The following is a 26,648-nucleotide window of genomic DNA, read 5'->3' on the forward strand; positions in this document are numbered from 1 at the left end:
ATATGAAAAAACATAGAAAACCAGTGAATTACAGCAGATTTAGCGTCTATATGATCAGTTATATCATTGCTTTTATCATGCTTGTGCCTTTGATCTGGATGTTGGTAACATCCTTCAAGCCAGAAGGTGCAGTAGTTACGGTCATTAGTGAGCTGCTCAAACCCCCATTTACATTAGAAAGCTATCTTAAAGTAAATGAAACCTCTGAGATCTGGAGGTGGACGCTAAACAGTGTCTTTGTAGGCATCGTTCAAACAGCCGGCACGCTTTTAGTTTCCTCCTTAGCTGCTTTTGCTATTTCACGAATTCCTTTTAAAGGAAAGAATGTGATCTTTTTAATTATTTTGGCAGGATTGATGGTTCCTGTGGAAGCCACGATCGTCCCGTTGTTTTCCATGATTGCCGATCTCGGATGGGTGAATTCATTTAAGGCACTTATTCTGCCTGGAATTGCGCTGCCTTTAGGAGTATTAATTTTGAAGCAGTTCTTCGATGGCATTCCAACAGAGCTCGTGGAAGCAGCCAAAATGGATGGAGCGAGCCTCTTTACGATCTGGTATAAGATCTTTTTACCACTATCCCGAACGTCTATGGCAGCATTGGCGATTTTTGTTTTTGTCCAGTCGTGGAACAACTTTTTATGGCCGCTCCTTGTGGCGACTGACTCCTCGATGATGACACTGCCGGTCGGAATTCCGACATTCCAAAGCGCCTTTGCAACAAACCTTTCTGTTCCAATGGCAGCCAACGTAATAGGAAGTGTACCCGCATTAATTATCTTCCTGATTTTCCAAAAACACATTATTCAAGGAATTACAATGACGGGCATTAAGTAATAGGGGGAGAAAGCATGAGAGAAAAAAAGCATTTAAATGGAGCCTGGGATTTTCAAATCGATCCCCTGGATAAAGGAGAAACGGAAGACTGGTATCGTGAGCGGTTAAAAGAAGCGAAGGAAGTAATAGTTCCGCATATTTGGCAGAGTGGGGAAGAGGGACTCGTGAATTATTGCGGAACGGCATGGTATCAACGGAAATTCTTCGTTGAGGAACTTCATCAGACAAAAGATTTATATCTATGTTTTGAAGCTGTGGACTTTCATGCTCGTGTCTGGGTGAACGGAAAGTTTGCGGGAGAACATGAAGGGGGCTTTACCCCGTTTGAATTCAATGTAACTGACCATTTAATAGATGGGGAAAACCTCGTGACTGTAAGGGTTTATGATCCTGAAGATAACGCAGAAATTCCTATTGGTAAACAAGGAAGCTGGTACACGAGAGTCAGTGGCATATGGCAAAGAGTTTATTTGGAAGAACGAAGCAGGACCTTTATAGAAAGTGTTTTTATCACCCCGAACCTCGATCGTGAGGAAGCCGACGTTTTTGTTAAATTAAACAAGAAACCAGATCAGCCGGCCAGCTTCACCTTTACAGTGACGAATCATCTCGATACAGAGACGGTGGTCCACGAAGGAATAGAAAAGGTAAACGATAAGACTTTATCATTTAACCTCCCTATAAAGGATCCAATTCTATGGGAACCTGAAAATCCCCACCTTTACGATCTATCGATAAGGCTCACAAGTGACAAAGGTGAAGAAGATAGAAAAACGGAAACGTTTGGTATGCGTGAGGTGGCCTATCAAGAGGGGAAAATCCTTTTTAATAGAAAAGAACTCTTCTTACGAGGGGCTTTGGATCAGGCTTTTTATCCGGATACCATATATACGGCCCCTTCCGATGAGTTTATCCAAAAAGAAATTCGCCTAGCAAAAGAGATGGGCTTTAATATGCTGCGAAAACATATCAAAATTGAAATTCCAAGATATCTTTATTGGGCCGATCGTATGGGGTTATTCATTTGGGAAGAGCCTCCAAATTATGTGAAGTGGACTAAACAAGGACGTGATCGTTTTACAAATGATCTTGTTTCGATGGTTAAAAGGGATTATAACCATCCATCTATTCTGATCTGGTCTCTGTATAATGAGGAATGGGGACTTGAATGGGATTTAGCAAATGATAAGGAAAAGCAGTCTCATGTCGAAAAACTATATGATGAAATAAAAACATTAGATTCATCACGGCTGATTTGTGATAATTCCGGTTGGAGACATGTAAAGACCGATATCAATGATTATCATAGATATTTTGTGGCTCCAGATCAAATAGATGCATGGCAGCAGGATTTAGATGAATTTATCGTGGGGGACCCTGGCAAAAACTTTGTGGATGGCCGAGAATCAAACCGTGAACCAATCATTGTGTCAGAGTTCGGTATTTGGGGACTGCCTGGTGTTAAGAAGCTTGAAGAATATTATCAGGGACAGCCCTGGTGGTTTATTAATCAGGGTGATAATACCCATAAGGCAGATTATAAGAGTCCCCTTACGGCTGAGAAGAACTTCCAAAATTATGGGCTTAACAAAACATTTAACTCCTTTGAAGAGTTGGCAGTATCCTCACAGAAAAGAATGTTTCGCGGGATTAAATCCATTATTGAAGAAATGAGAAAGCGTCCGGCAATCAAAGGTTATATTGTCACCGAATTTACGGATATCGAATGGGAAACCAATGGCTGGTTAGACTATTTACGAAATCCAAAGGAAGGCTTTGAAAGATTAATAGATTTCAATGGAGATCTAGTGGTCATGCTAGACAATGTAAACCATAATCTTTGGTGCAATGAACAAGCATCCTGGGATGTTGTGATATCTAATCACCGTTTATGTAACAGGAGGGGAGTCGTTACCTGGGAGCTTTCAGGTACAGAGCTTTCTGGTGAAATACCAGTAAGCTTACAAGGGGATGATTACATTCGCTTAGAGCAGGCGATTACATTTAACGTTCCAGAAATAAAGAAATCAGACTTTTATAAAATAAAACTAGAGCTGCTAATTGACGGTGAAACGGTGGCTGAAAATTACGAGGAACTAACAATTTCAGTTAAAGAAAAGGCTGATAACATCTCGGTTTATCCTTATTCAATGGATGAAAGATTTGTCCGGTCTTTAGAAGAAAATGGCTTTCAAATTAAAAATGAATTTCATGATGCTGGGATTGTGATTACAAGCAATTTTGACAAAAACGTAGAGGAGTTTGCACATCATGGCGGCGAAGTCATCTTTTTAGCTGAAGAAGGAGATCAGCTGGCCGCTAAAGGCTCGTTTACTTTCCGACATCTTCCAGAAGGAGAAAGCTGGCAGCGTACGGCCTCTTTTAATTTTGTAAATCAAAATGAATTCCCAGACATACCTCTTCGAAAGGAAATGGGCTGGGAAGTGGAAGGTATCATCCCTCGGTATATTATTCCATTGAGTGCCTACCATAAAGAGGGAGGAACGACAGGTAGAACCGTATATATGTTTGGGAACAGCGGATTACCTAAATCAGCTGACATTTTATCTGGGTATTTTGAGGGTTGGATTGGCCAAGGAGGAGCCTCCATGATAAAAAAACAAGCAGGAAAAGGAAGGCTGACTCTTACTACCTGGCAAGTCTTAAATCACTACAATAACCATCCAATTGCAACTCAAATAGTCAATCATCTTATTAAAACTGCTGGTAAAGCATAAAGGTGATCACCACTTATTCTTAGTTTTTGAGACAGGTTTTATAGTTGTCCTCGGCAGAAGTAACCCATTCCCTATTGAACTTTTAGACTAGATCGGACCTGCAATTTCCGCTAGGAGAAGAACTATCTTTTTTAAAATCATCATAAGTTGATGAAAGAAAAGGTATGAATGGAAAAGATATTGCCCCGGTATTAAATATTACTCCCCAAGCCTTCTAAGCTGGGGGATGGGAGTTTAAATTTCTCCCGGGACGCTAAATAAAAAAGCTCTTGATAATCAAGAGCTTTTTTTGTAACCCGAAAAAATTTCACTCTTCTGGCTCCTGGATAATTCGCTCAGGATGAGTATACACATTGAAAGATTTGCCTCGTATGAAGCCGACTGCAGTTATGTTCAAATCCTCGGCGAGCTCAATGGCTAATTCGGTAGGAGCTGATTTAGATAACACAATTCCTACACCGATTTTTGCTGCTTTCGTTAGGACTTCAGAAGAAATTCTACCGCTGAAAACCAGGACTTTATCACGTACTGCGATTTTATTTAATAAGCAATGCCCATAGAGCTTATCCAGTGCATTATGCCTGCCTATATCCGCCCGTCCGACAATCATTTCATCGTTCGTGCAGAGGGCTGCATTATGAACCCCGCCCGTACCTTTGAATACTTGGCTGACTTCCTGCATCTTCTCCATCAGCTTGATACACTGTTGCGCTGTGAGTTTCACAGTAGAAGTAGAAGTTTTAGCTGTTTGGACATCATTTTGGAAGTAAAACTGCCTGCTTTTCCCGCAGCAGGATCCAATAAAGCGTTTGGAAAAATTTCGTTGAGTGTTGATGGTTCCATCGATTTTAATATAGGCAAACCCAGCTTCTTCATCAATCTTTAAGCTCTTAATTTCCCTCCTGAAGCGTATGACACCTTCGGATGCTAAAAAGCCGATCACCATTTCCTCAAAGTGAGCAGGGGTACAGACCATTGTGGCGAATTCCTCATTGTTTATGTAAATGGTTAGTGGGAATTCGGTAACGATGTCATCTTCCACCGTTTGGAAAAGACCTTCATTATATCGTACAATCGTTTTTTTTACGCTCATTTGGTCACTTATGTTAATCACCTCGCTTGGCCTCATATTGGATATTTCTTGTGATAAAACTATAACGAGTAGATTAAAGCAAATACAAATAAAAAGTACTGAACTATTCAAATATAATAGAAATTTTAACTGAAAAAGCTGCCAAAAACGGATGGAGATTTTGGACGCCTGGAGCAAATGCAATTGAAAACACGATTAAGAAAATCGGAATCTCCACCAAGAGAGATTCCGATTTTTCTATCTCACAGCTTTTGTTATTTCATCCTCTTTTACTTTCCAGGCTTTCTCAGCTTTTTCCTTAGGACCTAAATGAGTAAAGGCGTGATAACAGTCGTTAAATTTTTCTCTGCGGACAGACACACCTGCTTGCTTTAAGTTCTCAATATACTTCTCAGCTTCTAGTGAAAAGGCATCATGTTCCGCAAAAAGGACGACGGTTCTTGGAATACCTTCTACATCCTCAGCTAAAACCGGGGATACAAACGGGTGTTCAGCCTGTCCGGGTTCAGGGACGTAACATTTGTGAATAAAATGAGCAGCCTGAGGATATTTCCTGCGCATTGGATCGGCCTCCGGCTTCTCCGTATGAGGCGTAACAAAGTCGAGCATCGGACAGGATAAAACTTGAAGCAGCGGCAGCGGTTCATTGCGCTCTTTTAACATTAAACAGACGGCAGCTGCAATGTTAGCACCGGAACTCTGCCCGCCAATCATGATTTTTTCTGAATCTATATTCAAGAGATCCCCATGAACTCTTATCCACTGATAAATCTCATAGCACTGTTCAATCGGCTGGGGGAAAGGATATTCCGGTGCTTTCGCATAATCAACATTAATAACCGCACATCCTGTATGATTCGCAAGCCGGCGGCAGTAGGGATCATCCATTTCCTTACTGTGCATAATGAAGGCGCCTCCGTGTAAGTTAATGTACACAGGGAGTTTCTTATCTCCTGCTTCAAGCGGATAATAACATGAGATATATGTATCCTTCACGCTTGTTTCAATCAGGATTTCTTTTACTTCCTTTACTTCCTCTGGATGCAACATCGGCTTTATTACAGCTTTGTTTGGCAATAGACGAAGAATTTTTGCAATTAAATGAGTGAACATGGTGATGCCCCTTTTTTAATTACAGGGTACCCTTATTAAAAGCAAGGTAATCCATCCATCACTCAAGACTATGTACCCGTAAAAAAGGGTAGAGACCTTAAAACGAGGTGAAACCAATGTGGTTTATGTTAACAGCTGTCGCCGTAACCCTTTTTCTTTTCTGGCACCGGGTATCTTTTCCTAATGTAAAACATACGAGTACGCGTACTTATACAATTATTATCCCGGCTCGAAATGAAGAAGAGAATTTAAAGAAGCTTCTGTCGTCTCTGACGCCGAATGATGATAAACAGAGAGAGATTATCGTGGTTGATGATGATTCAGATGACCAGACATATGCAACAGCGGCCCAGCATGGAGTAAGAGTCATAAATAATCCACCGTTACCTGAAGGATGGATGGGGAAATCCTGGGCTTGCTATACCGGAGCTAAAGAAGCGTCTGGGGAGGTTCTAATGTTCCTCGATGCTGATACATGGTTCTCTCCAAGCGGCCCAACCAAGCTTATTCAATACTTAGAAACGAAAGGAAGAGATGCTTTAATTACGGTCCATCCTTACCATTACATGTATTCCTTTTGGGAGAAGCTCTCTTCCGTTTTTCATTTAGTTGTTTTTGCCTCCTCCGGAATTACAACGATATTTAAAGGGAAAATGGGGGCTCGCGGCGGATTTGGCCCATGTTTAGTCATTGATGCCGATACCTATTGGAAGCTCGGCGGGCATAAAGCCATTCGCCGTGAAATTGTGGAGCACCTCTCTATGGCAAGACGGGCTCAATCTAAAGGCATAAAAACCTATGCCTTCAGCGGTAAAAATGTAGTGAATATGCGGATGTATCCAGCCAGCCTTAAAGCCGTTATCAATGGCTGGTCGAAAAGCTTCGCTTCTGGCGCGAAATCGGCATCCCCGCTGATGACGGCTGCCAATATCGTATGGATTACGACCATTGTTTCTTTCCTTACTAATATTTCAAAGGCGGGCTGGTGGAGCTTGGCGGGCTATCTTGCAATTGTCTTGTGGCTGTATCGAATTCTAAAAGATATTGGAAATTTTAAATGGTATGACGCTTTCCTTTTACCGCTGCATTTTGCATTTTTTGTTTTTTTGTTTGCCTACTCGATTCTTAGGACGTTTTTGTTCAAACAGTCGACCTGGAAGGGGCGTAATATTACAAAGGCAGGAAAGAGAGGATAACAAAAAGGCCAGCTTTCCTATAAAGGAAGGCTGGCTCTTACTATTATAGTGGACGATCATCAAATTCATAGTGAACGGGACCTGGAGCAACAGCCGCATTTTCTAAAGCCGGTGTATCAGGTCTTGCCACTTGATAGACAGCAGAGCCGACGATTTCCGTAACCTCTGTCAGTTTTTCTTTGCTAATTTTATCGATGGTATCCTCCGGAGAATGATACCATGGCTCGAGTGGAGCATGAATAAACAAAGCAGCAGGGATTCCGCGCTCAAAGAATGGAACGTGGTCACTGCGTCCGAGCTGGCCATACTCTACGACTTCAGCTACCCTTGCTCCTGCTGAGGCGCCAAGGTCTGTTACGAGATTTTTATTTCCATCTGGTGTGAACATGATAAGATCACCGGCATCGCGGCTGCCGATCATATCCATTTGAAAGTGGGCGGCCATCCGGTCGACTTCGCTTTCACTTAATGTACTTGCATAGTGATATGATCCAACAAGACCTTTTTCTTCAGCTCCAAATGTCATAAATCGTAATTCCGTATCTGAAGGAGTTTTAGCCATAATTTCAGCCAGCTCTAAAACCCCGGAGACGCCCGATGCATCATCATTAGCTCCAGGACCTCCGGCAACGGAGTCATGGTGGGCCCCTATAGTGATAATTTGTCCGGTATCTTTATTCTTGTGAGGTTTCTTAGTGGCAATGACATTATAGGATGTTTTATCAATTGTACCTGCCCCTTTCACTGTAAGGTTTGCAATAATGTCTTCAGACTTAAGCTTTTCCACGATTGACAGGCCGGATTCACGGTCGATAGCCACAGCAGGTATATCCTGTCCTTCATATGTATAGCCAAATCCATTACCTTGTTGTCCTTCTCCGTTAAACATAATCACTCCAACGGCACCTTTATCTAATACATTTTCTAACTTGTCATAAAAAGGGATAGAACCTCTTTCAATTAAAGCAATTTTTCCATTCATGGAATCTGGAACTTCTTCAGGTGTGGCCAAACCGACATATTCCAGCGGTGCTTCAACAGTTCCATTCACTGAACCGTTAAAAGTTCGCACATCACCGGAAAAGTTAGAACTGTTGATAGCTATGGAAGCCGTACCGCCATCCCAAGCTTGAAAGGTGAAAGGCTGGAGTTCCGTATCATAGCCGTAGCTTTCAAATTCACCTTTAATGTACTGTACAGCATTATACTCTCCCTGTGTTCCTGCTTCACGAGGTGTTTGAGAAAGCAGTGCCACACGGTCATATAAACGCTCGGGGCTGATTTTCTTAATGACTTTGTTGTCAAAAGCATGGTCCGCATTTTGGCTGGGTGCAGGTGGATCAGCCAGGACGGCGGATGGTGCGGAGCTCAAAGCTAATCCTGCTGCCAACATCATTGTAATCGCTTTCTTAGACATCCATATTCCTCCTTAATGTTTTGAAGTTGCTTCCATATTATACTATATTATGGAAAATTAAGATTTCAGGAACGTGATAAAGTAAGAGAGGGGGCGGGTGCTTTTTACCTATATTGAATTGTAAATACATGAAGAGATATGTCGAAAATGTAGTGATTATTGTCTGATGCTCTTTAAGCAGCAGACAGGGGGAAGAGAGTAAGGGGACGGAGATGGGATAAAAGGTTCGTTTTAAAGCAAAAAGGTATACCCTTACTATAATAGGAAGGTAGACCAATATTTCAGATAGGCTGCAGTTCTACAGCTTTAATCTTTTCAATATGTACGGAAAACAACCTTGAATGTTACAGAGTCAAGGTTGTCACCCCAGTAATCTTCATAGCTGTTTAGTGCGACTTTTTCGCCTTAATCAGTGAGCACAGTTATAAGATTGGAAGGAGAGAGGTTTAAATTATTGCTCGGGAAATAGTAAGGTAATGAAAATTAACTATATTATATGGAATTTTTTTAGAGGTTCGTGTATTTTGAATATAATAGTAAGTTTTATTATTCAAACATCTCAGCCGATGAAAAATTATTATTAGAGGGTGTATTAATGGCTTCCATAGACAAACTATTATCCGACAGGTCGTTCTCTCACCATTTTCAGCCGATTTTTAATTTGTTTACTTGGAAGAAAGCAGGGTATGAAGTGTTGTTAAGAACCGAGGATCCTTCTAGTCCCGAAGAAGTTTTCCAAGAGGCCAGATTAGAAGGAAGACTTTATGAACTAGATACTCTATCGATAATGAAAGCAGTGAAATATTACAGTTATGAGGGTTATACCTCTACAGATGGGCTGTTATTTTTTAATATTTACCCTTCCACCATAATCAACAACTCCTTTTATCCCTTTATAAAAAAACTGACGAAAGATTATCCATCGTATCAATTGATATTAGAATTAAGTGAATCAGAACTTATTAATGATTACACAGATTTCAATAAAAAGCTTGAACCGATTAGAGCGCTGGGCATTAGGGTTGCCATTGATTGTTTTGGAAAGCGTTATTCTGCAATGGAGCGGCTGGTAGAGCTAAATCCTGACTTCCTTAAGCTGGATAAGTTCTTGACAAGCGGATTGGACCTTTCGAAAGAGAAGCAGTTTATTGTTGAAGGCATCAATAACTATTGTAATGAATTCGGGGCCCAATTAATTGTTAAAGGTGTTGAAAAACCGAATGAACTGGCTATTGCCAAATACTTAGGTGTACCCATGGCCCAAGGATATGTGCTGGCTCCGCCGGAACTGATAAAAAAAGAACTTTAAAAAACACGCCCTCAGCGTGTTTTTTCAATTTATATAGACAATATAAACAGCTGCGGCCAACAGTAAACGGTAAATCGCAAAAGGAAAAAGCTTTACTTTTTCTATAATTTTTAAAAAGAAACGAATGGAAAGTAACGCAAACAGGAAGGCTGTTATAAACCCTGCTGCAAAATAAGGGAAAGCTTCAAAACTAAAGTATGACCAGTTTTTGATCAATGAAAGAACGCTGGCACCGAACATGATCGGAACGGCCATTATAAAGGTAAAGTCTGCAGCTGCCCGGTAGTTCATACCGAGCAGCACTCCGCCCGAAATAGTCGCCCCTGATCGAGAGAACCCGGGCCATAGGGCGAAACACTGAATGAGGCCGACCATAAACGCCTGCTTATATGTGATATCGTCAACAGTAGGAGAAGCAGGTGTCTTCCACCTTAATCTATCTGCTGCAATCATCAAAAATGAACCTAGAACAAGACCGATCATTACGGTTTCCGCTGAAAATAAATGCTCGTCTATGAAATCTTCAAACGTAAAGCCGAGAACAACTGCCGGAAGCAGTCCCACGACAATATGAATGATCTTTAACTGTTTCACAGGACGAGGTTCATAGCTTGCAAAAGAATTAATCAAATTCCGGAAACGGTCCTTAAAAACAAATACGACGGCACAGATGGAACCAAGCTGAATCACCACTTTAAATGTGTTCGCTACATGCTCGGTTAAAAAACTGCTGGAATGAAGCCACAAATCATCTACAATGATCATATGGCCGGTAGAAGATATCGGAGCAAATTCCGTTAATCCTTCGACCATTCCGAGGATAATGACTTTAATTAAATGTACGATCTCCATGAATAATGCCCCTTCTTTTGCAGATAAAATCAGGCTGTCCTATGATATATTCATAAAAAAAAATTTTTATTCTTATAATATACGCCCGGATTTCCTTTAAGTGGATAGAGCAATTTACCTATTTAACGCGTGAGAGGTCACGGAGATCCCTGTGTTATAATATAAGGCATAATAAAAATGAAGTACATAGTAATAAGCATAAATAAAAGAGAGGCGCCATTTAAAAGACGCCTCAGGCTGTCGAGAAGGTCTCAACAGTTTTTTCTAATAGAGTTTCCTGTTAAAGCCTAGCGTGGCAGGCAGGATTCCATTGGCCATAAAAGGGGACGAATGGGCTGGGAACCATCTCGCTTTCCACGAGGAAGACGGCAAGCCTTGCACATCCCTAAAGTAGTCTCGCTTGTTCCCTTCCCATTACAAGAAAAAGGTGAATGGAATCCTCCTCATGCGAGAAGAGGAATCAGCTGACCTTTCACCCGGTACCCTGCATCCTTAAGAGTGTAGACACCGGGAAGAGAGCTAATAGAACGGGAGAGAAAAACTTATGAGGATAGGGGTGAAGGGAAACGGTGAGACTCCTATGGGAGGAACGTACAGGGTGAGACCCCTAAAAGGCGAAGCCTTAAGGAAGCTCACCGTACGCCCATGGAAAGCGATCCGTTTCCCGGAGCCCTTCGCTGCATCTTATCCTTCGAAAGGAAGTCGGTCGTTTATAAAGCACGAGGTTTCTCTACAAGCTGAGGCGTCATATAAAAGACGCCTCTTCAATATTATTTTTTCATAAGGGGAGGAATGCTTATATTATTCGCTGCCCGCCAACGGTTAGGGGATTTTAGAATTGTTTTTTCCAAAACGTACCTGTTTTAAAAGTATTGGTTTTGGTTAATAATGATTGGATGGACTTTTATATGCAGGAAGGGTGTCTTATGGATAAACAAAATGGAGAGGTTGTATTATTTCCTAAATGGAAAACAACCCTTGAAAACGTTGGGTTTAACGCTGTTAAAGAAAAACGTTATACAGACGCTGTGGAAAGTTTTACGACATTATTGAATCACAAGGTTGCTTCTCATGAGGTAATCACCGCATTATTAATGAGTTTAATAGAGCTGGGTCAGTATGAAAAAGCCGAAGATCTATGTCAAACTCAAATGAAGAATGAAGAAGAGCATTACTATGAGTATTTACATATATATATAACGATTCTTTTTCAGGATAATCGGTATCAGGAGTTAATTGACTTATTAGATGAAGTATTTGAAACAGAAGATATGCCTCATCAGAACCGTACACAGCTTTGGCAGATGTATGAAGTCAGTAAAAAGCTTTTAATGGATGTTTATAAGGAAGAAAGCGACCAGCTGTCCGCAGATTTTGAAGAAGCCATAAGAAAAAATGAACTACATAAGCAATGGGCGGCTATTACTCAGTTGAAAAAGCAGCCTTTGCCATCGAATCTTACTTTCTATAAAGAACTGTTAGCCGAAGAAAAGGTTCACCCTATGATTAAAACGGGGATTATGATGTGGTTTAGAGATAGGGAGCTTTCGGATACAATCATAGTTCGTAAATTTGGCAGGGAGCTTGAGATTGTGCCAAAGCAGCTGAATTCTTTTCAATCGGATTACATTATTCAGCAGATTCAAATGAGGCTTGGGGCTATTGAACAAGACAATCCCACGATGTATGAAATGGTTCAGCGCCTGTTGGAACATTATTGTTTTGTGCGTTATCCGTTATATCCTACGGAGCTTGAGGTGGAGGCGATTGTGGAAGCTCTCAAACAGCTTGGGCATGAGTACTTACAGCTTCCTTATCAGAAGAAAACAGAAGATGAACGTGTTCAAAAATATAAAGAAGAAATCGAACTGTGCGAGCAGCACTATATGATACTGGTCGGTGAATAAATCATAACCTCAGAGTTCTGAGTCTAGTACAATTGTTGAAAGCACAAAACTTTATGTTATAATATAGTGGTTGCAAAAAAGATTCGTGTATCAATAGTATCATAGAATCAGATGATGATCGTCATCATGGCGAAGAGGAAAATAGATGTTGGAGGGAATTTTTTATGTCAGCAAAATGGGAAAAGCAAGAAGGAAATCAGGGTACATTAACAGTTGAAGTGCCTGTAGAAGATTTCAACAAAGCCTTAGATGAGGCATTCAAGAAAGTTTCAAAGCAGGTGCAAGTACCTGGATTCCGTAAAGGTAAAGTACCACGCAAATTGTTTGAACAGCGTTTTGGAGTAGAGTCTCTTTATCAGGATGCGATTGATATCGTGCTTCCTAAAGCATACTCAGATGCTGTTGAAGAAACTGGAATCGAGCCGGTTGATCGTCCAGAAGTTGACGTTCAGCAAATCGAAAAAGGCCAGCCGCTTGTATTCACTGCAGAAGTAACGGTTAAACCTGAAGTGAAGCTTGGCGACTACAAAGGTTTAACTTATGAAGAGCAAAGCACTGAAGTAACAGATGAAGATGTTGAAAATGAACTTACACAGCAGCAGGAGCGCCAGGCTGAACTTGTTGTGAAAGAAGAAGGCGCCGTTGAAGAAGGAGACACAGTTGTTATGGACTTCGAAGGTTTCGTTGATGGCGAAGCATTTGAAGGTGGACAAGCAGAAAACTACTCTCTTGAAATCGGATCTGGTTCATTTATTCCTGGCTTCGAAGAACAGTTAGTAGGTAAGCAGTCAGGTGAAGAAGCTGAGGTTGAAGTTACTTTCCCTGAAGAATACCATGCAGAAGATCTTGCGGGTAAAGCAGCTACATTTAAAGTGAAAATTCACGAAATTAAAGCAAAAGAACTTCCAGAGCTAGATGATGAGTTTGCTAAAGATGTAGATGAAGAAGTCGAATCTTTAGACGAGCTTAAGAAGAAAACTCGCGAGCGCCTGGAAGAGCAGAAGAAAACAGACGCTGAAAACCAGAAACGTGACACTCTAGTTCAAAAAGCCAGCGAAAATGCAGAGGTTGAGATCCCACAGGCTATGATTGATACTGAGCTTGACCGCATGGTTAGTGAATTTGAACAGCGCCTGCAAATGCAAGGCATGACAAAAGACATGTACTTCCAGTTCACTGGCCAGGACGAAGATGCACTTCGTGAGCAAATGAATGAAGATGCAGGCAAGCGAGTGAAGACAAACCTAACACTTGAAGCAATTGCGCAGGCCGAAAATGTGGAAGCTACAGAAGAGGATGTAAATGCTGAACTAGAAAATATGGCATCTATGTACCAGACAGATGTAGCTCAGCTTACTCAAATGCTTGGCGGAAACACAGATATGGTGAAAGAAGATCTTAAAGTCCGTAAAGCAATTGATGTCCTAGTAGATAATAGTAAAGCAGAATAATATAATGAGAAGACAAGGTGCTAGAGTCGGCCTTGTCTTCTCCTGTATTTTTTAACAATACAAGTAAATTATTGAAGACTTTATGAATGAAGGACTCCTATTTTTACATATACTATAGATGTATCTATTGTTTGACTTCTAAGCGATATGTCTACATAATGAGGATGATGTAATAGTAAAAAGCACACCTCTCTAAAGATATTGCTTTTTTGTTTGTAGTTATTTTGGTATGATGAGCAAAAGAAGTGGGTGCACAGGTTAAGTGCCACGGATAGTTATGTAGTTGCAAACTATTGCGTCATTTTAAGAAGGGGTGAAAAGAATGTTTAAATTTAATGAAGAAAAAGGACAGCTGAAATGTTCTTTTTGTGGTAAAAGTCAGGAACAAGTACGGAAATTAGTAGCTGGTCCTGGAGTTTATATATGTGATGAGTGTATTGAACTTTGTACTGAAATTGTAGAAGAAGAGCTCGGTAACGATGAAGAAGTGGAATTCAAAGAGGTTCCTAAGCCTCAGGAAATCCGCAGCATCTTAAATGATTATGTCATCGGACAGGAACAGGCAAAGAAAAATTTGTCTGTAGCTGTTTATAATCATTACAAGCGTATTAATGCTGGAGTGAAAAATGACGAAGTTGAACTTTCCAAGAGTAACATTCTTATGCTTGGACCAACAGGAAGCGGTAAAACCCTTCTTGCTCAGACGTTAGCTCGTATTCTGAATGTTCCTTTCGCAATTGCGGATGCTACTTCACTTACAGAGGCTGGTTATGTAGGGGAAGATGTGGAGAACATCCTTCTTAAACTGATCCAGGCTGCTGACTATGATGTAGAAAAAGCAGAAAAAGGGATTATTTATATCGATGAAATTGATAAAGTAGCTCGTAAGTCAGAAAACCCATCTATTACACGCGATGTGTCTGGTGAAGGTGTTCAGCAGGCATTGCTGAAAATTCTTGAAGGTACGCAGGCTAGTGTTCCTCCACAAGGGGGCAGAAAGCACCCTCATCAAGAATTCATTCAAATCGATACAACAAATGTACTCTTTATTGTAGGCGGAGCGTTTGACGGCATTGAGCAGATTATTAAACGCCGTCTTGGTAAAAAAGTCATCGGTTTTGGCGCTGGCCAGACAGACGTGGATGCAGAGAAGAGCGAGCTTCTTACAAAAGTACTTCCAGAAGACCTTCTCAGCTACGGTCTGATTCCTGAATTCATCGGCCGCCTTCCAGTTATCGGAAGCCTGGAGCAGCTAGATGAAGATGCGTTAGTTGAAATCCTAACGGCTCCTAAGAATGCTCTCGTTAAACAGTATCAGAAACTCCTTCAAATTGATCACGTTGAACTTGAATTTGAAGAAGAGGCCCTTCGTGAAATTGCTAAATTGGCTATTGAGCGTAAAACAGGTGCCCGTGGTCTGCGTTCAATCATTGAAGGAATTATGCTGGATGTTATGTATGAACTGCCGTCTCGTGATGATATTGAGAAATGTATCATTACTAAGGATACAGTTCTTCAGGAAAACAGCTATCCTAAACTGATTCTGACGGACGGAACGGTAGAAGACGAGAATAAAGAAACACCAGAAAGTGCTTAAAACCATGTCATGGCGCACGTCATTGGTTGAATTGCAGGGGAGCCTGGGTGCTCCTGGGAATTAATTAAGCTGATGGCTGCATGCAATGAAGAAGCCGCGCTACATTTTTGTGTAGCGCGGCTTCTCTTATGCATAACATGTGACAAAGAAAGAGCATGATTCCTTCTAAGGTGTTCATAATAAAAGTACTAGCAGGATGCCATAGAAATTTAAAGGGATTTTGAACTATTCCTTACGTTTTACTTTGTTTGAAGATTTCTATATGATTAACTTACGATTAGGATTATTCGGAGGTGCAAACATTGTCTGAAAACCTTAAAATACAACTCCCCCTCCTTCCTCTCAGAGGACTGTTGGTGTATCCTTCGATGGTACTCCACCTTGATGTAGGCAGAGATAAATCAGTGAACGCATTAGAACAGGCCATGATGGATGATAATCAGATTTTCCTAGTATCTCAAAAAGAAATAAATATTGATGATCCATCCATTGAAGATATGTATGAAAGTGGCACGGTGGCTCGTGTGAAACAAATGGTAAAGCTGCCTAACGGAACTAATAGAGTATTAGTAGAAGGGCTTTTTCGTGCGACTGTAGAGCACATAAGCGAAGGTGAAGATTACTACGAAGCGGAAATCACCAAGCTTGAAGATATACATGAGGACAAAAAAGAAGAAGAAGCCTTAATGCGGACACTTCTTGAACAATTCGAACAATATGTAAAGGTTTCAAAAAAGGTCAGCAAAGAGACATATAACACAGTAGCCGATATTGAAGAACCTGGAAACCTTGCTGATATTATAACGTCGCATTTGCCTATAAAAATTAAGGATAAACAGAAAGTATTAGAAACCAGCAGTGTTAAAGCACGCTTAAAACATTTAATTGAACTGATCGGCAATGAGCGTGAAGTGCTGCAAATCGAGAAGAAAATCGGCCAGCGCGTTAAGAAATCGATGGAGAAAACCCAAAAGGAATATTATTTACGAGAACAAATGAAAGCCATCCAAAGTGAACTCGGTGATAAGGACGGCAAGAACGGTGAGGTTTCTCAGCTTAAAGAGAAGATCGAAGACGCCAATATGCCTGAGCGTGTAGAAAAGGTAGCTTTAAAAGAGCTGGGGCGCTATGAGAAGGTACCTCAAAGTTCGGCCGAGAGTTCCGTTATTCGAAATTATCTGGAATGGCTTGTGTCACTTCCGTGGTCAGAAGAAACGGAAGATAATCTTGATGTAAACCATGCTGAAAAAATATTAGATGAAGATCATTACGGCCTTGAGAAAGTGAAAGAACGAGTGCTGGAATACTTAGCCGTACAGCAGCTTACCCAATCGATTAAAGGCCCTATTCTTTGTCTGGTCGGCCCGCCGGGTGTCGGTAAAACTTCTCTGGCTAAATCGATTGCCCGTGCAATTAACCGTAAATTTGTCCGCATTTCCTTAGGCGGTGTACGTGATGAAGCGGAAATCCGCGGTCATCGACGCACTTATATCGGCGCTATGCCAGGACGAATCATTCAAGGGATGAAACGTGCAGAAACGATTAACCCTGTGTTTTTATTAGATGAAATTGACAAAATGGCAAGTGATTTTAGAGGAGATCCTTCTTCAGCGATGCTTGAAGTGCTGGATCCTGAACAAAACAGTACGTTTAGTGATCATTTCATTGAGGAACATTATGATCTATCAAACGTGATGTTTGTGGCTACAGCTAACACGATGGCTTCGATTCCAGGGCCGCTTCTCGACCGGATGGAAGTTATTACGATTGCAGGGTATACCGAAGTTGAAAAACTTCATATCGCTAAAGAACACCTGCTCCCTAAGCAGATTAAAGAGAATGGTTTAACGAAAAGCAAGATCCAGGTGAAAGATGAAGCTCTGCTTAAATTAATTCGTATGTATACACGGGAAGCTGGTGTGCGTAATCTTGAGCGCGAGTTAGCAGGCGTCTGCCGAAAAGCGGCGAAAGTTATTGTGTCTGGTGAGAAGAAACGTGTAGTAGTCAGTGAGAAGCAGTTAGAGGTCATGCTGGGACGCCCTAAATTCCGATATGGCCAGGCCGAGCTGGAAGATCAGGTAGGGGCAGCCACTGGTCTTGCTTATACGACGGCCGGCGGAGACACTCTGTCTATTGAAGTATCGATCTATCCAGGCAAAGGGCATTTAACGTTAACAGGAAAACTCGGCGATGTAATGAAAGAGTCGGCACAGGCTGCATTCAGTTATATTCGCTCCAAAGCTGAAGAGCTTAAAGTAGACCCGGAGTTTGCTGAGAAAAATGATATTCATATTCACGTACCTGAAGGAGCCACTCCTAAGGATGGACCTTCTGCTGGGATAACGATGGCGACAGCCCTTGTATCTGCTTTGACAGGCCGTCCTGTCAGAAAAGAAGTAGGAATGACAGGAGAAATCACCTTAAGAGGAAGAGTGCTTCCTATCGGGGGGTTGAAAGAGAAGTCTTTAAGTGCTCACAGAGCAGGGCTTACTACAATTATTATCCCTTCTGATAATGAGAAAGACCTCGAGGATATCCCTGAAAGCGTTCGTGAAGGTTTAACCTTTATACCGGTTAAGCATTTGGATGAAGTATTAGAGAAAGCATTGGTGGCAGAAAAACATGAAAGTTAATCATGCAGATATCGTAATAAGTGCAGCAAGTAAGAAGCAGTACCCAAGTGATCCCATTCCGGAAATAGCATTAGCTGGACGTTCGAATGTGGGAAAGTCTTCATTTATTAATACGATGATTGCCAGGAAAAACCTGGCTAGGACTTCATCAAAGCCGGGGAAAACCCAGACGCTGAATTTTTATAAAATAAATGATGCGTTTCATTTTGTGGACGTTCCTGGGTATGGCTACGCTAAAGTATCTAAGAAGGAACGGGCCAAATGGGGAAAGATGATGGAAGAGTATTTCGCGGAGCGGGAGCAGCTGAGAGCTACAGCCCTCGTTGTTGATATACGCCATGAGCCCTCAGATGAAGACTGCATGATGTATGATTATTTGAAGTACTTCGATCTCCCGGTAATGGTGATTGCCACTAAACTCGACAAAATTAAAAAAGGTCAGATTAATAAGCAGCTTAAGCTTGTAACTTCTACATTAGAAATGGAAGAAGAAGACCTTTTAATTCCTTTTTCCTCGGAAACGGGAGAAGGAAAAGAGAAAGCCTGGAATATCATGCGTCAATATTTAGAAATTTAAAGAAACACCATTCCTTTAGAGGAGTGGTGTTTTTCGCGGGAAAGGAAGGTTAAATATGTCTGAAGACATTCTGCAAGTGAGAAGTCTCCATAAATCCTTTGGAACGACAAAAGTTCTTGAAAATATCAATTTAAACGTTAAGGAAAATGAAGTTGTTTGTCTAATTGGTTCAAGCGGCTCTGGGAAGAGTACTCTTCTAAGATGCCTGAACTTTTTAGAGATGCCTGACAGCGGAGAAGTTACCATACGTAACCATACCATTCATCCCAAAAAAGATAACTTAAACGACATACGACAGAAGGTGGGGATGGTATTTCAGCAGTTCAATTTATTTCCGCATAAAACAGTGCTTGAAAACGTAATCGAAGCCCCGGTGCTTGTTCGGAAAGTGAGCAGGGGTCAAGCTCTGAAAGAAGCGAAGGAAATGCTCAAAAAAGTAGGTCTTAGTGATAAAATAAATGCTTTTCCATCAAAGCTCTCAGGTGGGCAGCAGCAGCGGGTAGCCATTGCCAGAGCATTAGCCATGCAGCCGGAAATCATGCTGTTTGATGAACCTACTTCCGCTTTAGATCCTGAGCTCGTTGGGGAAGTGCTTCAAGTTATAAAGCAGCTGGCTAAAGAAGGAATGACGATGGTTGTGGTTACACACGAAATGGGATTTGCGCGTGAAGTTGCTGATCGGGTCATTTATATGCATGATGGAAAGATAGTGGAGGAAGGACGTCCAAGTGATTTATTTGACCACCCTCACGAAGAAAGAACCCGTGCATTCTTAAGCTCTATTCTTTAATTAACGATCATCCTCGTTTTCCACGCCCCCGTATGATGTGGGGAGTTCGATGTTCGCACACTAGAAATAACTTGTTTGAGTTTCTGCGCCCAGCATCGGTTATAAGATGAATATTCAACAAGCCGCGGTCACCTGCCGCGGCTTGTTGAATAATTATTTTTTCTTTAATAAGTAAAAACCGGCTACTAACAAGACGATAGGCCAGAAACGTTCAATCAATGTAAACAGCCGGGAGATGTAACTGAACCACCCTGGATTTGAGGTGGAAAACAGGGCGAATATTGAAAGGCCAAGCAGGACAAGCGCCGGGACCAATCCAGATTTGGCTTTTAAATATTTGATCAAAAACCCCGCGCCGATGATTAATGTGTAGACTGCCCAATGGTCAATCCAGTTAGGATATTGCTCAAGTCCGTGAAAATGTATGCCAAAGCCTAATAATATTACTCCAGGAAGCAATGTCGATGGATCTTTTGAAAAATAATTATGTAATAATAGAGCGGCCCCAATAATAATTAAAATAGTAGGCCATGAGTATAATGCACTCAAATAGGGAATATTGAACTGACGCAGGAGAAAATATGCTCCTAACCCTATAAGCAGAAATCCGGCAAAAGAATTTTGTTTCTTCAATTTCATTCCTCCACAGCTACATAACAGGTGTGTCTTGCGAATAACGTCGTGATTTGATATATTAATGACGGGTTACAAATTAGAATTGTTCTAATTTGTTAGCAGGATTAATTTATATATGTATATCCTATCATAAGGATTTCAAAATCTGTTCATATTATCTAATAAAACTACAGCAATTTTTATGTTATAATGAGCCATATGTGATTGTAAAGGACGTTTTAAATGGGGGTATAGATAATGCATGTATTAGCAATCGGATTAAACTATAAGACAGCCCCTGTGGAAATTCGGGAAAAGCTTACATTCTCTGAAGATCGATTGGTAGAGGCGATGCAGAACCTTAATAACCAAAAAAGTGTTCTCGAAAACGTCATCATCTCTACGTGTAACCGTACGGAAATTTATGCAGTGGTCGATCAGCTTCACACCGGCCGTTACTATATTAAACAGTTTCTGGCAGAGTGGTTTCAAATCAGCAAAGAAGAGTTTTCTCCTTTTCTCTCTATTTCAGAGGGAGATGGAGCGATGGAGCACTTGTTTAGAGTAACTTCAGGGCTTGACTCCATGGTTCTTGGAGAGACACAAATTCTTGGGCAGATAAAACAGGCTTTTCAAACCGCTCAACAAGCCTCGACGACAGGCACCATATTTAACCAGCTGTTTAAACAGGCAGTTACTTTAGCTAAGAAAGCTCATAAAGATACAGGAATCGGGGAAAATGCGGTTTCTGTAAGCTATGCAGCTGTGGAACTTGCCAGAAAAATATTCGGTGACTTAGTTCATAAACATGTCGTCATTATCGGTGCGGGCAAAATGGGAGAATTAGCAGCCAAGAATTTACACGGGTCAGGTGTCAAGCAAGTTACTGTCATTAACCGGACACATGAAAAAGCGAAAGTCGTCGCAGACCAGTTTCAGGGACAGGCCCGCACGATGGACGACCTTGAAGATGTCCTGACAGAAGCTGACATCGTCATAAGCTCAACTGGTTCTTCTGATTACGTGATCTCAAGAAGCCAAATGGAGCCTGTGCATAAAAAACGAAAAGGGAAACCCCTCTTCTTCGTAGATATTGCCGTTCCTAGAGATTTAGACCCGGGAATGGAAGATTTAGAAAGTGTATTTTTGTACGATATTGATGACTTGCAGGGAATTGTCGATGCTAATTTAGCTGTGCGTAAGCAGGCTGCAGAAGAAATTGAGATTATGATTGAAGCTGAAATCGTGGAGTTTAAAGAATGGCTTCAGACGATTGGTGTCGTTCCGGTTATTTCTGCACTAAGAGCAAAGGCTTTGGGGATTCAGGCGGAAACGATGCAGAGCATCGAGCGGAAAATGCCTAACTTAACGGAGCGTGAAAAGAAAGTGCTTCGTAAACACACAAAGAGCATTATTAACCAAATGCTGAAAGAACCAATTCTTCAAGCCAAGGAATTAAGTGCCAAGCCGGATGCCGAAGAATCATTGCGTCTCTTCACTCAAATTTTTGGCATCGAAGAAGAAGTGGAAAAGGAACTTGATGAGCAAGAGAAAAAAAACATAAAATCACAAGCTCCTGAATCAAGTGAAAGCTTTTCCCTCCCAGCACTTCACAAGATTGTGAATTCATAAGGGTGGAAGCAGCGAATGTTTGAGCTTAAATGGATTTATGAACTAATCCTTTTGCTTTATTGTGTAAGTTTAATAGGATATTTTATTGATTTTATTCAAAATAACCGGAAGGCTAACCGTCTGGCCTTCTGGTTACTTAGTATGGTTTGGGGTTTACAAACCTTTTTTTTATTGGCTCAAGTTTTTATTGAAGAAAATTTTCCAATTGTTAATGTGTACGACAGCTTATATTTTTATGCGTGGATATTAGTTACCTTTTCACTTATTATCAACCGGCTGTTTCGAGTCGATTTCTTCGTTTTTTTTACAAACCTGCTGGGATTCCTGGTGATGCTGCTTTATATTTCGACCAGGGCACAGGACACGTTAAAGGACCAGGGAGTGGCTCTCGTTCATGAGATGCTGGTTGTTCATATTACGCTGGCTCTTATCTCATATGGTTTCTTTACGTTTTCTTTTATTTTCTCTATTATGTATCTGCTTCAGTATCGACTGCTCAAGCAGAAAAAATGGAGCGCGAAGCTGCTGAGATTGGGTGATTTAACAAAGCTTGATCATTTCTCATACATTGCTGTCATTTTAGGCGTGCCTTTGCTGCTTATTGCTTTAATACTCGGTGTCACTTGGGGCTATACGTCCGGTGATGCATTTTACTGGTATGATTCGAAAACACTGGGCTCCATTTTGGTGCTGCTCGTTTACGGAATTTATTTATTTTTAAGGGTAGTCAAAGGATACCAAGGAAGGTCTATTTCCATATTTAATAGTGCAGCTTTCTTGTTTCTTCTCATAAATTTTCTACTATTTGGATCATTATCGAACTTTCATTTTTAGCTTGAGGAGGATGTAAGATGCGAAAAATTGTCATAGGATCACGAAAAAGTAATTTAGCTATTACACAAACGGAATGGGTGATCGATCGGTTAAAAGAAATAGCTCCTTCCTATGATTTCGAAATTAAAAGGATATCAACCAAGGGAGACAGAGTGTTAGACGTCACCCTTTCTAAAGTCGGAGGAAAAGGCTTGTTTATTAAAGAAATCGAGCAGGCCATGTACGATAAAGAAATTGATATGGCAGTCCACAGCATGAAAGACGTGCCAGCCGTAGTAGCCGAAGGTTTAACGATTGCTTCTATCCCAGAGCGCGAAGATCACCGGGATGCTTTCGTATCAAACGGCAATGTGCTGCTGAAGGATCTAAAAGAAGGGGCTGTTGTCGGCACGAGCAGTCTGCGTCGCGGGTCGCAGATTAAAGCGTTCCGTCCGGATCTTGAAATACGCTGGATCCGCGGAAATATCGATACGCGTCTTCGAAAGCTTAGAGAAGAAGAATTCGACGCGATAATTTTAGCCGCCGCCGGCTTAAAAAGAATGGGCTGGGATGATGATGTCGTAACGGAATACCTCGAGCCTGACGTATGTGTTCCTGCCGTAGGGCAAGGCGCATTGGCTCTTGAATGCCGGGAAGGCGACCAGGAGCTTGTGGATTTATTAAAGAAAATTAACGACGAATATACAGAAAAAACGGTAACAGCTGAGCGCAAGTTCCTGCATGATCTAAATGGAGGCTGCCAGGTGCCGATCGGCGGCTATGCATATATGAAAGGGAATCAATTGACCCTGACAGCTCTTGTTGGCAAGCCTGACGGTGAGACGATTTTACATGAGACGGTTACCGGGGAAGATCCGATTGCAGTAGGAAAAGAAGCAGCCGACCGTCTAAAAGCACAAGGCGCTGTAGACATTGTTGAGAAAGCTAAAGAGGAGTATGGCGAGTAATGAGCAGACCGTTAGAGGGTAAAAAAATCCTCGTCACACGTGCGCTGCCCCAAGCAGAGGCTTTTGTCCATAAGCTTAAAAGCTGTGCGGCAGAGCCTCTCCATATACCTCTTATTAAATTTCAGCGGCACAGATCTGAAAAAACTGAAAAAATTCTCACAGACCTTCACGACTACAGCTGGGTTTTTATAACGAGCTTTAATGGCGTGAAGTTTTTTTTCGATTGGATCAAACAGCTCAATGTCCAGATCCCTCCTGATTTGAAGTGGGCAGTCGTCGGTTCAAAAACAGAGCAGGCTCTCCTTGAGTATAAAATACAGGCAGATTTTGTTCCGTCGAGCTATCACGCAGAGGCGATGCAATCTGAATTCTTCTCCACGTATAAGGAACCGGGGAAAATCCTTTACATCCGGGGGAATTTATCGAAAGACGTACTGCCCGAAGCGTTTGTTCAACAACGTATTCTTTTTGATTCTTTAACCGTATATGATACCCTACTAGTAAAAGAATCAAAGGAAATTACCGAGCAGCTGCCATACTTAGATGCACTGACATTTACGAGCCCCTCAACTATCGAGGCTTTTGTAAAAGTGGTCACTTCTTATGAAAATACAGCAATGAAAATTCCATGTTTCTGCATTGGGCCTTCTACTGCAGAAGCCGCAGAAGCTAAAGGTTTTCACTTCATATATGTTCCACAAGAGTATACAGTTGAAGGAATAATAGAAAAAATACTCGAGTACTTTCAGAAAGAAGGATAATAACATGAAAGACCTTGAATTTAAAAGACACCGGAGATTAAGAAGAACAGACTCGATGCGTGCACTTGTGAAAGAAACTCATTTAAGAAAAGAGGATTTAATTTACCCAATTTTTGTGTTAGAAGGAGAGGGAATTAAAAACCCTGTAGCTTCAATGCCTGGCGTCCACCAAGTGTCCTTAGACAACTTGTCTGAGGAAATGAATGAACTGGAAGACTTAGGGGTGCGTTCGGTTATTGTATTTGGTGTGCCGAGTGAGAAAGACGAAGTCGGCACCCAGGCCTATCAGCAAGAAGGGATTGTTCAGAGATCCATTCGCCACATTAAGGAAGCTCACCCGAGTTTAACAGTCGTAGCGGATACTTGCTTATGCCAGTATACAGATCATGGTCATTGCGGTGTTGTAAGAAATGGGGAGATTATCAACGATGAATCTCTTGAACTCATTACGAAAACAGCAGTGAGCCAGGCGGAAGCAGGAGCTGATGTTATTGCTCCATCCAATATGATGGACGGTTTCGTTGCAGCGATCCGCCAAGGTCTGGATGACGCAGGCTACAGCGATATCCCGATCATGTCCTATGCCGTTAAATATGCTTCTGCGTTTTATGGCCCATTTCGCGATGCGGCCCACAGCTCTCCGCAGTTCGGAGACCGCCGTGCGTACCAAATGGATCCGGCCAACCGTAGGGAAGCTATTCGTGAGGCACAGTCTGATGTAGAAGAGGGAGCTGACTTCCTAATTGTGAAGCCGGCCTTGTCTTATTTAGATGTAATGCGCGAGGTGAAAGATCGTTTTCATTTACCTTTAGTCGCCTATAATGTAAGCGGCGAATACTCCATGATTAAAGCAGCAGCAGCTAATGGATGGGTGAACGAACAAGAGATCGTCATGGAAAAACTCACCTCCATGAAGCGTGCCGGCGCAGACTTAATCATCACTTACTTTGCAAAAGATGCTGCAAGATACATTGACCAACAATAAAGCTGTAGATGAAAGGATGTATCCATTATATGAAGAAATTTGATCGATCAATCGAAGCTTATAAAAAAGCGGTTAATTATATGCCGGGGGGAGTAAATTCCCCGGTGCGAGCCTTTAAATCCGTAAAGATGGATCCGATCTTTATGGAACGGGGAAAAGGCTCCAAAATCTATGATATCGATGGCAATGAGTATATTGATTATGTACTAAGCTGGGGTCCGTTAATTCTTGGTCATGCAGACGACCGAGTTGTAGAAGCACTAAAGAAAACGACAGAAATGGGTACAAGCTTTGGCGCACCGACAGAAATTGAAAACGAACTTGCCCAGCTAGTGATCGACCGTGTTCCGTCAATAGAAATGCTTCGTATGGTGAACTCAGGAACGGAAGCTACAATGAGTGCACTGAGAGTAGCCAGAGGGTACACAGGCAGAGATAAAATTCTTAAATTCGAAGGAAACTATCATGGTCATGGGGATTCACTATTGATTAAAGCAGGTTCCGGTGTGGCAACTCTTGGGCTGCCTGATTCACCGGGAGTGCCTGAATCAATTGCTAAAAATACGATCACGGTTCCATATAATGATATTGAAAGTGTCCGTTATGTATTTGAAAACTATGGAGATGACCTGGCGGCTGTAATCATGGAACCTGTTTCCGGGAATATGGGTGTCGTCCCTCCACAAGAGCAATTTTTACAGGGTATTCGTCAATTAACCGAAGAGAATGGAACAGTTCTTATCTTTGATGAGGTAATGACTGGTTTCCGTGTCGGCTATAACAGTGCTCAAGGTCATTTCGGTGTCACTCCGGATATGACTTGTTTAGGTAAAGTGATTGGCGGCGGATTGCCTGTTGGTGCATACGGAGGCAAGAAAGAAATTATGGAACGTGTAGCCCCTGTAGGTGATATTTATCAGGCTGGTACGCTGTCAGGAAATCCGCTTGCGATGACTGCAGGTTATGAAACGCTTAATGCCATGGATGAAGAATCCTACAGCCAAATTAATAAGAAGGTCGATCGTTTAATTGAAGGCTATGAAAATGCTGCAGAAAAATATAATATTCCTCTAACTGTTAACCGTGCAGGTTCCATGGTCGGCTTATTCTTTACCGATGAGCCGGTCATCAACTTCGAAACAGCTAATGCATCAGATTTAGATAGATTTGCGGCCTATTATCAGGGAATGGCGCAGGAAGGTATTTTTCTCCCTCCTTCACAATTTGAAGGTATTTTCTTATCTGCTGCCCATACAGATGAAGATATTGAAGCGACAATTAAAGCCGTGGAGAAAGTTTTCCAGACTTTATAAATTAAGATTTTGTTAAACAATATTGTAGAGAGGAAATCAAGCAGAAGCTATG

21 protein-coding genes are annotated in these 26,648 nt (G+C 41.6%); 16 read left to right on the plus strand and 5 right to left on the minus strand.

The genetic code is table 11. From position 1 onward, the window contains the following. Positions 1-2 precede the first annotated feature (2 nt). Together HUS26_RS04315 and HUS26_RS04320 are read left to right on the plus strand one after the other, a co-directional pair. Entirely contained in the window at positions 3-836 is an 834-nt protein-coding gene (locus tag HUS26_RS04315; protein WP_173915981.1) for a carbohydrate ABC transporter permease, read from the plus strand. A 14-nt stretch (positions 837-850) separates the two neighbouring features. Next, a complete protein-coding gene (locus HUS26_RS04320; protein WP_173915982.1) occupies positions 851-3,574 on the plus strand; it encodes a glycoside hydrolase family 2 protein in 2,724 nt (907 codons plus the stop codon). A gap of 307 nt (positions 3,575-3,881) precedes the next feature. Here the strand turns inward: HUS26_RS04320 and fdhD are convergent, their stop codons facing one another. Then, positions 3,882-4,667, minus strand: a complete 786-nt coding sequence (fdhD, locus tag HUS26_RS04325; protein WP_371809614.1) for a formate dehydrogenase accessory sulfurtransferase FdhD — start codon at positions 4,665-4,667, stop codon at positions 3,882-3,884. A gap of 237 nt (positions 4,668-4,904) precedes the next feature. Further along, the gene (locus HUS26_RS04330; protein ID WP_173915983.1) at positions 4,905-5,780 is read right to left on the minus strand and encodes an alpha/beta hydrolase; all 876 of its coding nucleotides are present in this window, start codon (positions 5,778-5,780) and stop codon (positions 4,905-4,907) included. Positions 5,781-5,896: 116 nt separating this feature from the next. Between HUS26_RS04330 and HUS26_RS04335 the strand changes: the two genes are divergently transcribed. Then, positions 5,897-6,976 carry a glycosyltransferase family 2 protein gene (locus HUS26_RS04335; RefSeq protein WP_173915984.1) on the plus strand — a complete coding sequence of 360 codons (1,080 nt, stop codon included), beginning with the start codon at positions 5,897-5,899 and terminating at the stop codon, positions 6,974-6,976. 43 nt (positions 6,977-7,019) lie between these two features. On the opposite strand, the gene HUS26_RS04340 is transcribed toward HUS26_RS04335, so the two are convergent. Next, on the minus strand, positions 7,020-8,393 hold the full coding sequence (locus HUS26_RS04340) for a M28 family peptidase (protein WP_173915985.1): 1,374 nt from the start codon (positions 8,391-8,393) through the stop codon (positions 7,020-7,022). 595 nt (positions 8,394-8,988) lie between these two features. Here HUS26_RS04340 and HUS26_RS04345 point away from each other — a divergent pair. Next, positions 8,989-9,702 carry an EAL domain-containing protein gene (locus HUS26_RS04345; protein ID WP_173915986.1) on the plus strand — a complete coding sequence of 238 codons (714 nt, stop codon included), beginning with the start codon at positions 8,989-8,991 and terminating at the stop codon, positions 9,700-9,702. A 24-nt stretch (positions 9,703-9,726) separates the two neighbouring features. On the opposite strand, the gene HUS26_RS04350 is transcribed toward HUS26_RS04345, so the two are convergent. After that, the gene (locus HUS26_RS04350) at positions 9,727-10,554 is read right to left on the minus strand and encodes an undecaprenyl-diphosphate phosphatase (protein ID WP_173915987.1); all 828 of its coding nucleotides are present in this window, start codon (positions 10,552-10,554) and stop codon (positions 9,727-9,729) included. A 926-nt stretch (positions 10,555-11,480) separates the two neighbouring features. Between HUS26_RS04350 and HUS26_RS04355 the strand changes: the two genes are divergently transcribed. The 6 genes from HUS26_RS04355 to HUS26_RS04380 all read left to right on the plus strand — a co-directional run bounded on the left by HUS26_RS04355 (position 11,481) and on the right by HUS26_RS04380 (position 19,509). Then, a complete protein-coding gene (locus HUS26_RS04355; RefSeq protein ID WP_173915988.1) occupies positions 11,481-12,461 on the plus strand; it encodes a hypothetical protein in 981 nt (326 codons plus the stop codon). A 164-nt stretch (positions 12,462-12,625) separates the two neighbouring features. Further along, positions 12,626-13,912 carry a trigger factor gene (gene tig, locus HUS26_RS04360; protein ID WP_173915989.1) on the plus strand — a complete coding sequence of 429 codons (1,287 nt, stop codon included), beginning with the start codon at positions 12,626-12,628 and terminating at the stop codon, positions 13,910-13,912. A gap of 322 nt (positions 13,913-14,234) precedes the next feature. Then, positions 14,235-15,509 (plus strand): ATP-dependent protease ATP-binding subunit ClpX, encoded by a 1,275-nt coding sequence (clpX, locus tag HUS26_RS04365; protein ID WP_173915990.1) that lies wholly within the window; start codon positions 14,235-14,237, stop codon positions 15,507-15,509. A gap of 368 nt (positions 15,510-15,877) precedes the next feature. Continuing rightward, positions 15,878-18,142 (plus strand): endopeptidase La, encoded by a 2,265-nt coding sequence (gene lon, locus HUS26_RS04370; RefSeq protein ID WP_371809547.1) that lies wholly within the window; start codon positions 15,878-15,880, stop codon positions 18,140-18,142. Continuing rightward, the gene (yihA, locus tag HUS26_RS04375; protein ID WP_173915992.1) at positions 18,132-18,719 is read left to right on the plus strand and encodes a ribosome biogenesis GTP-binding protein YihA/YsxC; all 588 of its coding nucleotides are present in this window, start codon (positions 18,132-18,134) and stop codon (positions 18,717-18,719) included. The genes lon and yihA overlap by 11 nt, the downstream gene beginning before the upstream one ends. A gap of 55 nt (positions 18,720-18,774) precedes the next feature. Then, complete coding sequence (locus tag HUS26_RS04380; RefSeq protein ID WP_305791999.1) at positions 18,775-19,509, plus strand: amino acid ABC transporter ATP-binding protein; 735 nt, start codon at positions 18,775-18,777, stop codon at positions 19,507-19,509. 153 nt (positions 19,510-19,662) lie between these two features. Here the strand turns inward: HUS26_RS04380 and HUS26_RS04385 are convergent, their stop codons facing one another. Then, positions 19,663-20,148: a LiaI-LiaF-like domain-containing protein gene (locus tag HUS26_RS04385; RefSeq protein ID WP_371809549.1), complete on the minus strand. Its 486-nt coding sequence runs from the start codon at positions 20,146-20,148 to the stop codon at positions 19,663-19,665. Positions 20,149-20,382: 234 nt separating this feature from the next. Between HUS26_RS04385 and hemA the strand changes: the two genes are divergently transcribed. From hemA to hemL, 6 genes are read left to right on the plus strand one after another with little or no spacing between them, the layout of a single operon-like run. Continuing rightward, positions 20,383-21,756 carry a glutamyl-tRNA reductase gene (gene hemA, locus HUS26_RS04390; RefSeq protein ID WP_173915994.1) on the plus strand — a complete coding sequence of 458 codons (1,374 nt, stop codon included), beginning with the start codon at positions 20,383-20,385 and terminating at the stop codon, positions 21,754-21,756. A 15-nt stretch (positions 21,757-21,771) separates the two neighbouring features. Beyond that, the gene (locus tag HUS26_RS04395) at positions 21,772-22,590 is read left to right on the plus strand and encodes a cytochrome c biogenesis protein (protein ID WP_173915995.1); all 819 of its coding nucleotides are present in this window, start codon (positions 21,772-21,774) and stop codon (positions 22,588-22,590) included. Between the two features lie 17 nt (positions 22,591-22,607). After that, a complete protein-coding gene (gene hemC / locus HUS26_RS04400) occupies positions 22,608-23,537 on the plus strand; it encodes a hydroxymethylbilane synthase (protein WP_173915996.1) in 930 nt (309 codons plus the stop codon). Further along, positions 23,537-24,298 carry a uroporphyrinogen-III synthase gene (locus tag HUS26_RS04405; protein ID WP_173915997.1) on the plus strand — a complete coding sequence of 254 codons (762 nt, stop codon included), beginning with the start codon at positions 23,537-23,539 and terminating at the stop codon, positions 24,296-24,298. Before hemC ends, HUS26_RS04405 begins: the two co-directional genes overlap by 1 nt. A 4-nt stretch (positions 24,299-24,302) precedes the next feature. Then, a complete protein-coding gene (hemB, locus tag HUS26_RS04410) occupies positions 24,303-25,283 on the plus strand; it encodes a porphobilinogen synthase (RefSeq protein ID WP_173915998.1) in 981 nt (326 codons plus the stop codon). Between the two features lie 29 nt (positions 25,284-25,312). Next, complete coding sequence (gene hemL / locus HUS26_RS04415) at positions 25,313-26,596, plus strand: glutamate-1-semialdehyde 2,1-aminomutase (protein WP_173915999.1); 1,284 nt, start codon at positions 25,313-25,315, stop codon at positions 26,594-26,596. Positions 26,597-26,648: the final 52 nt, after the last annotated feature.

Origin of the sequence: Halobacillus sp. Marseille-Q1614, from assembly GCF_902809865.1 — a bacterium.
Classification (GTDB): domain Bacteria; phylum Bacillota; class Bacilli; order Bacillales; family Halobacillaceae; genus Halobacillus_A.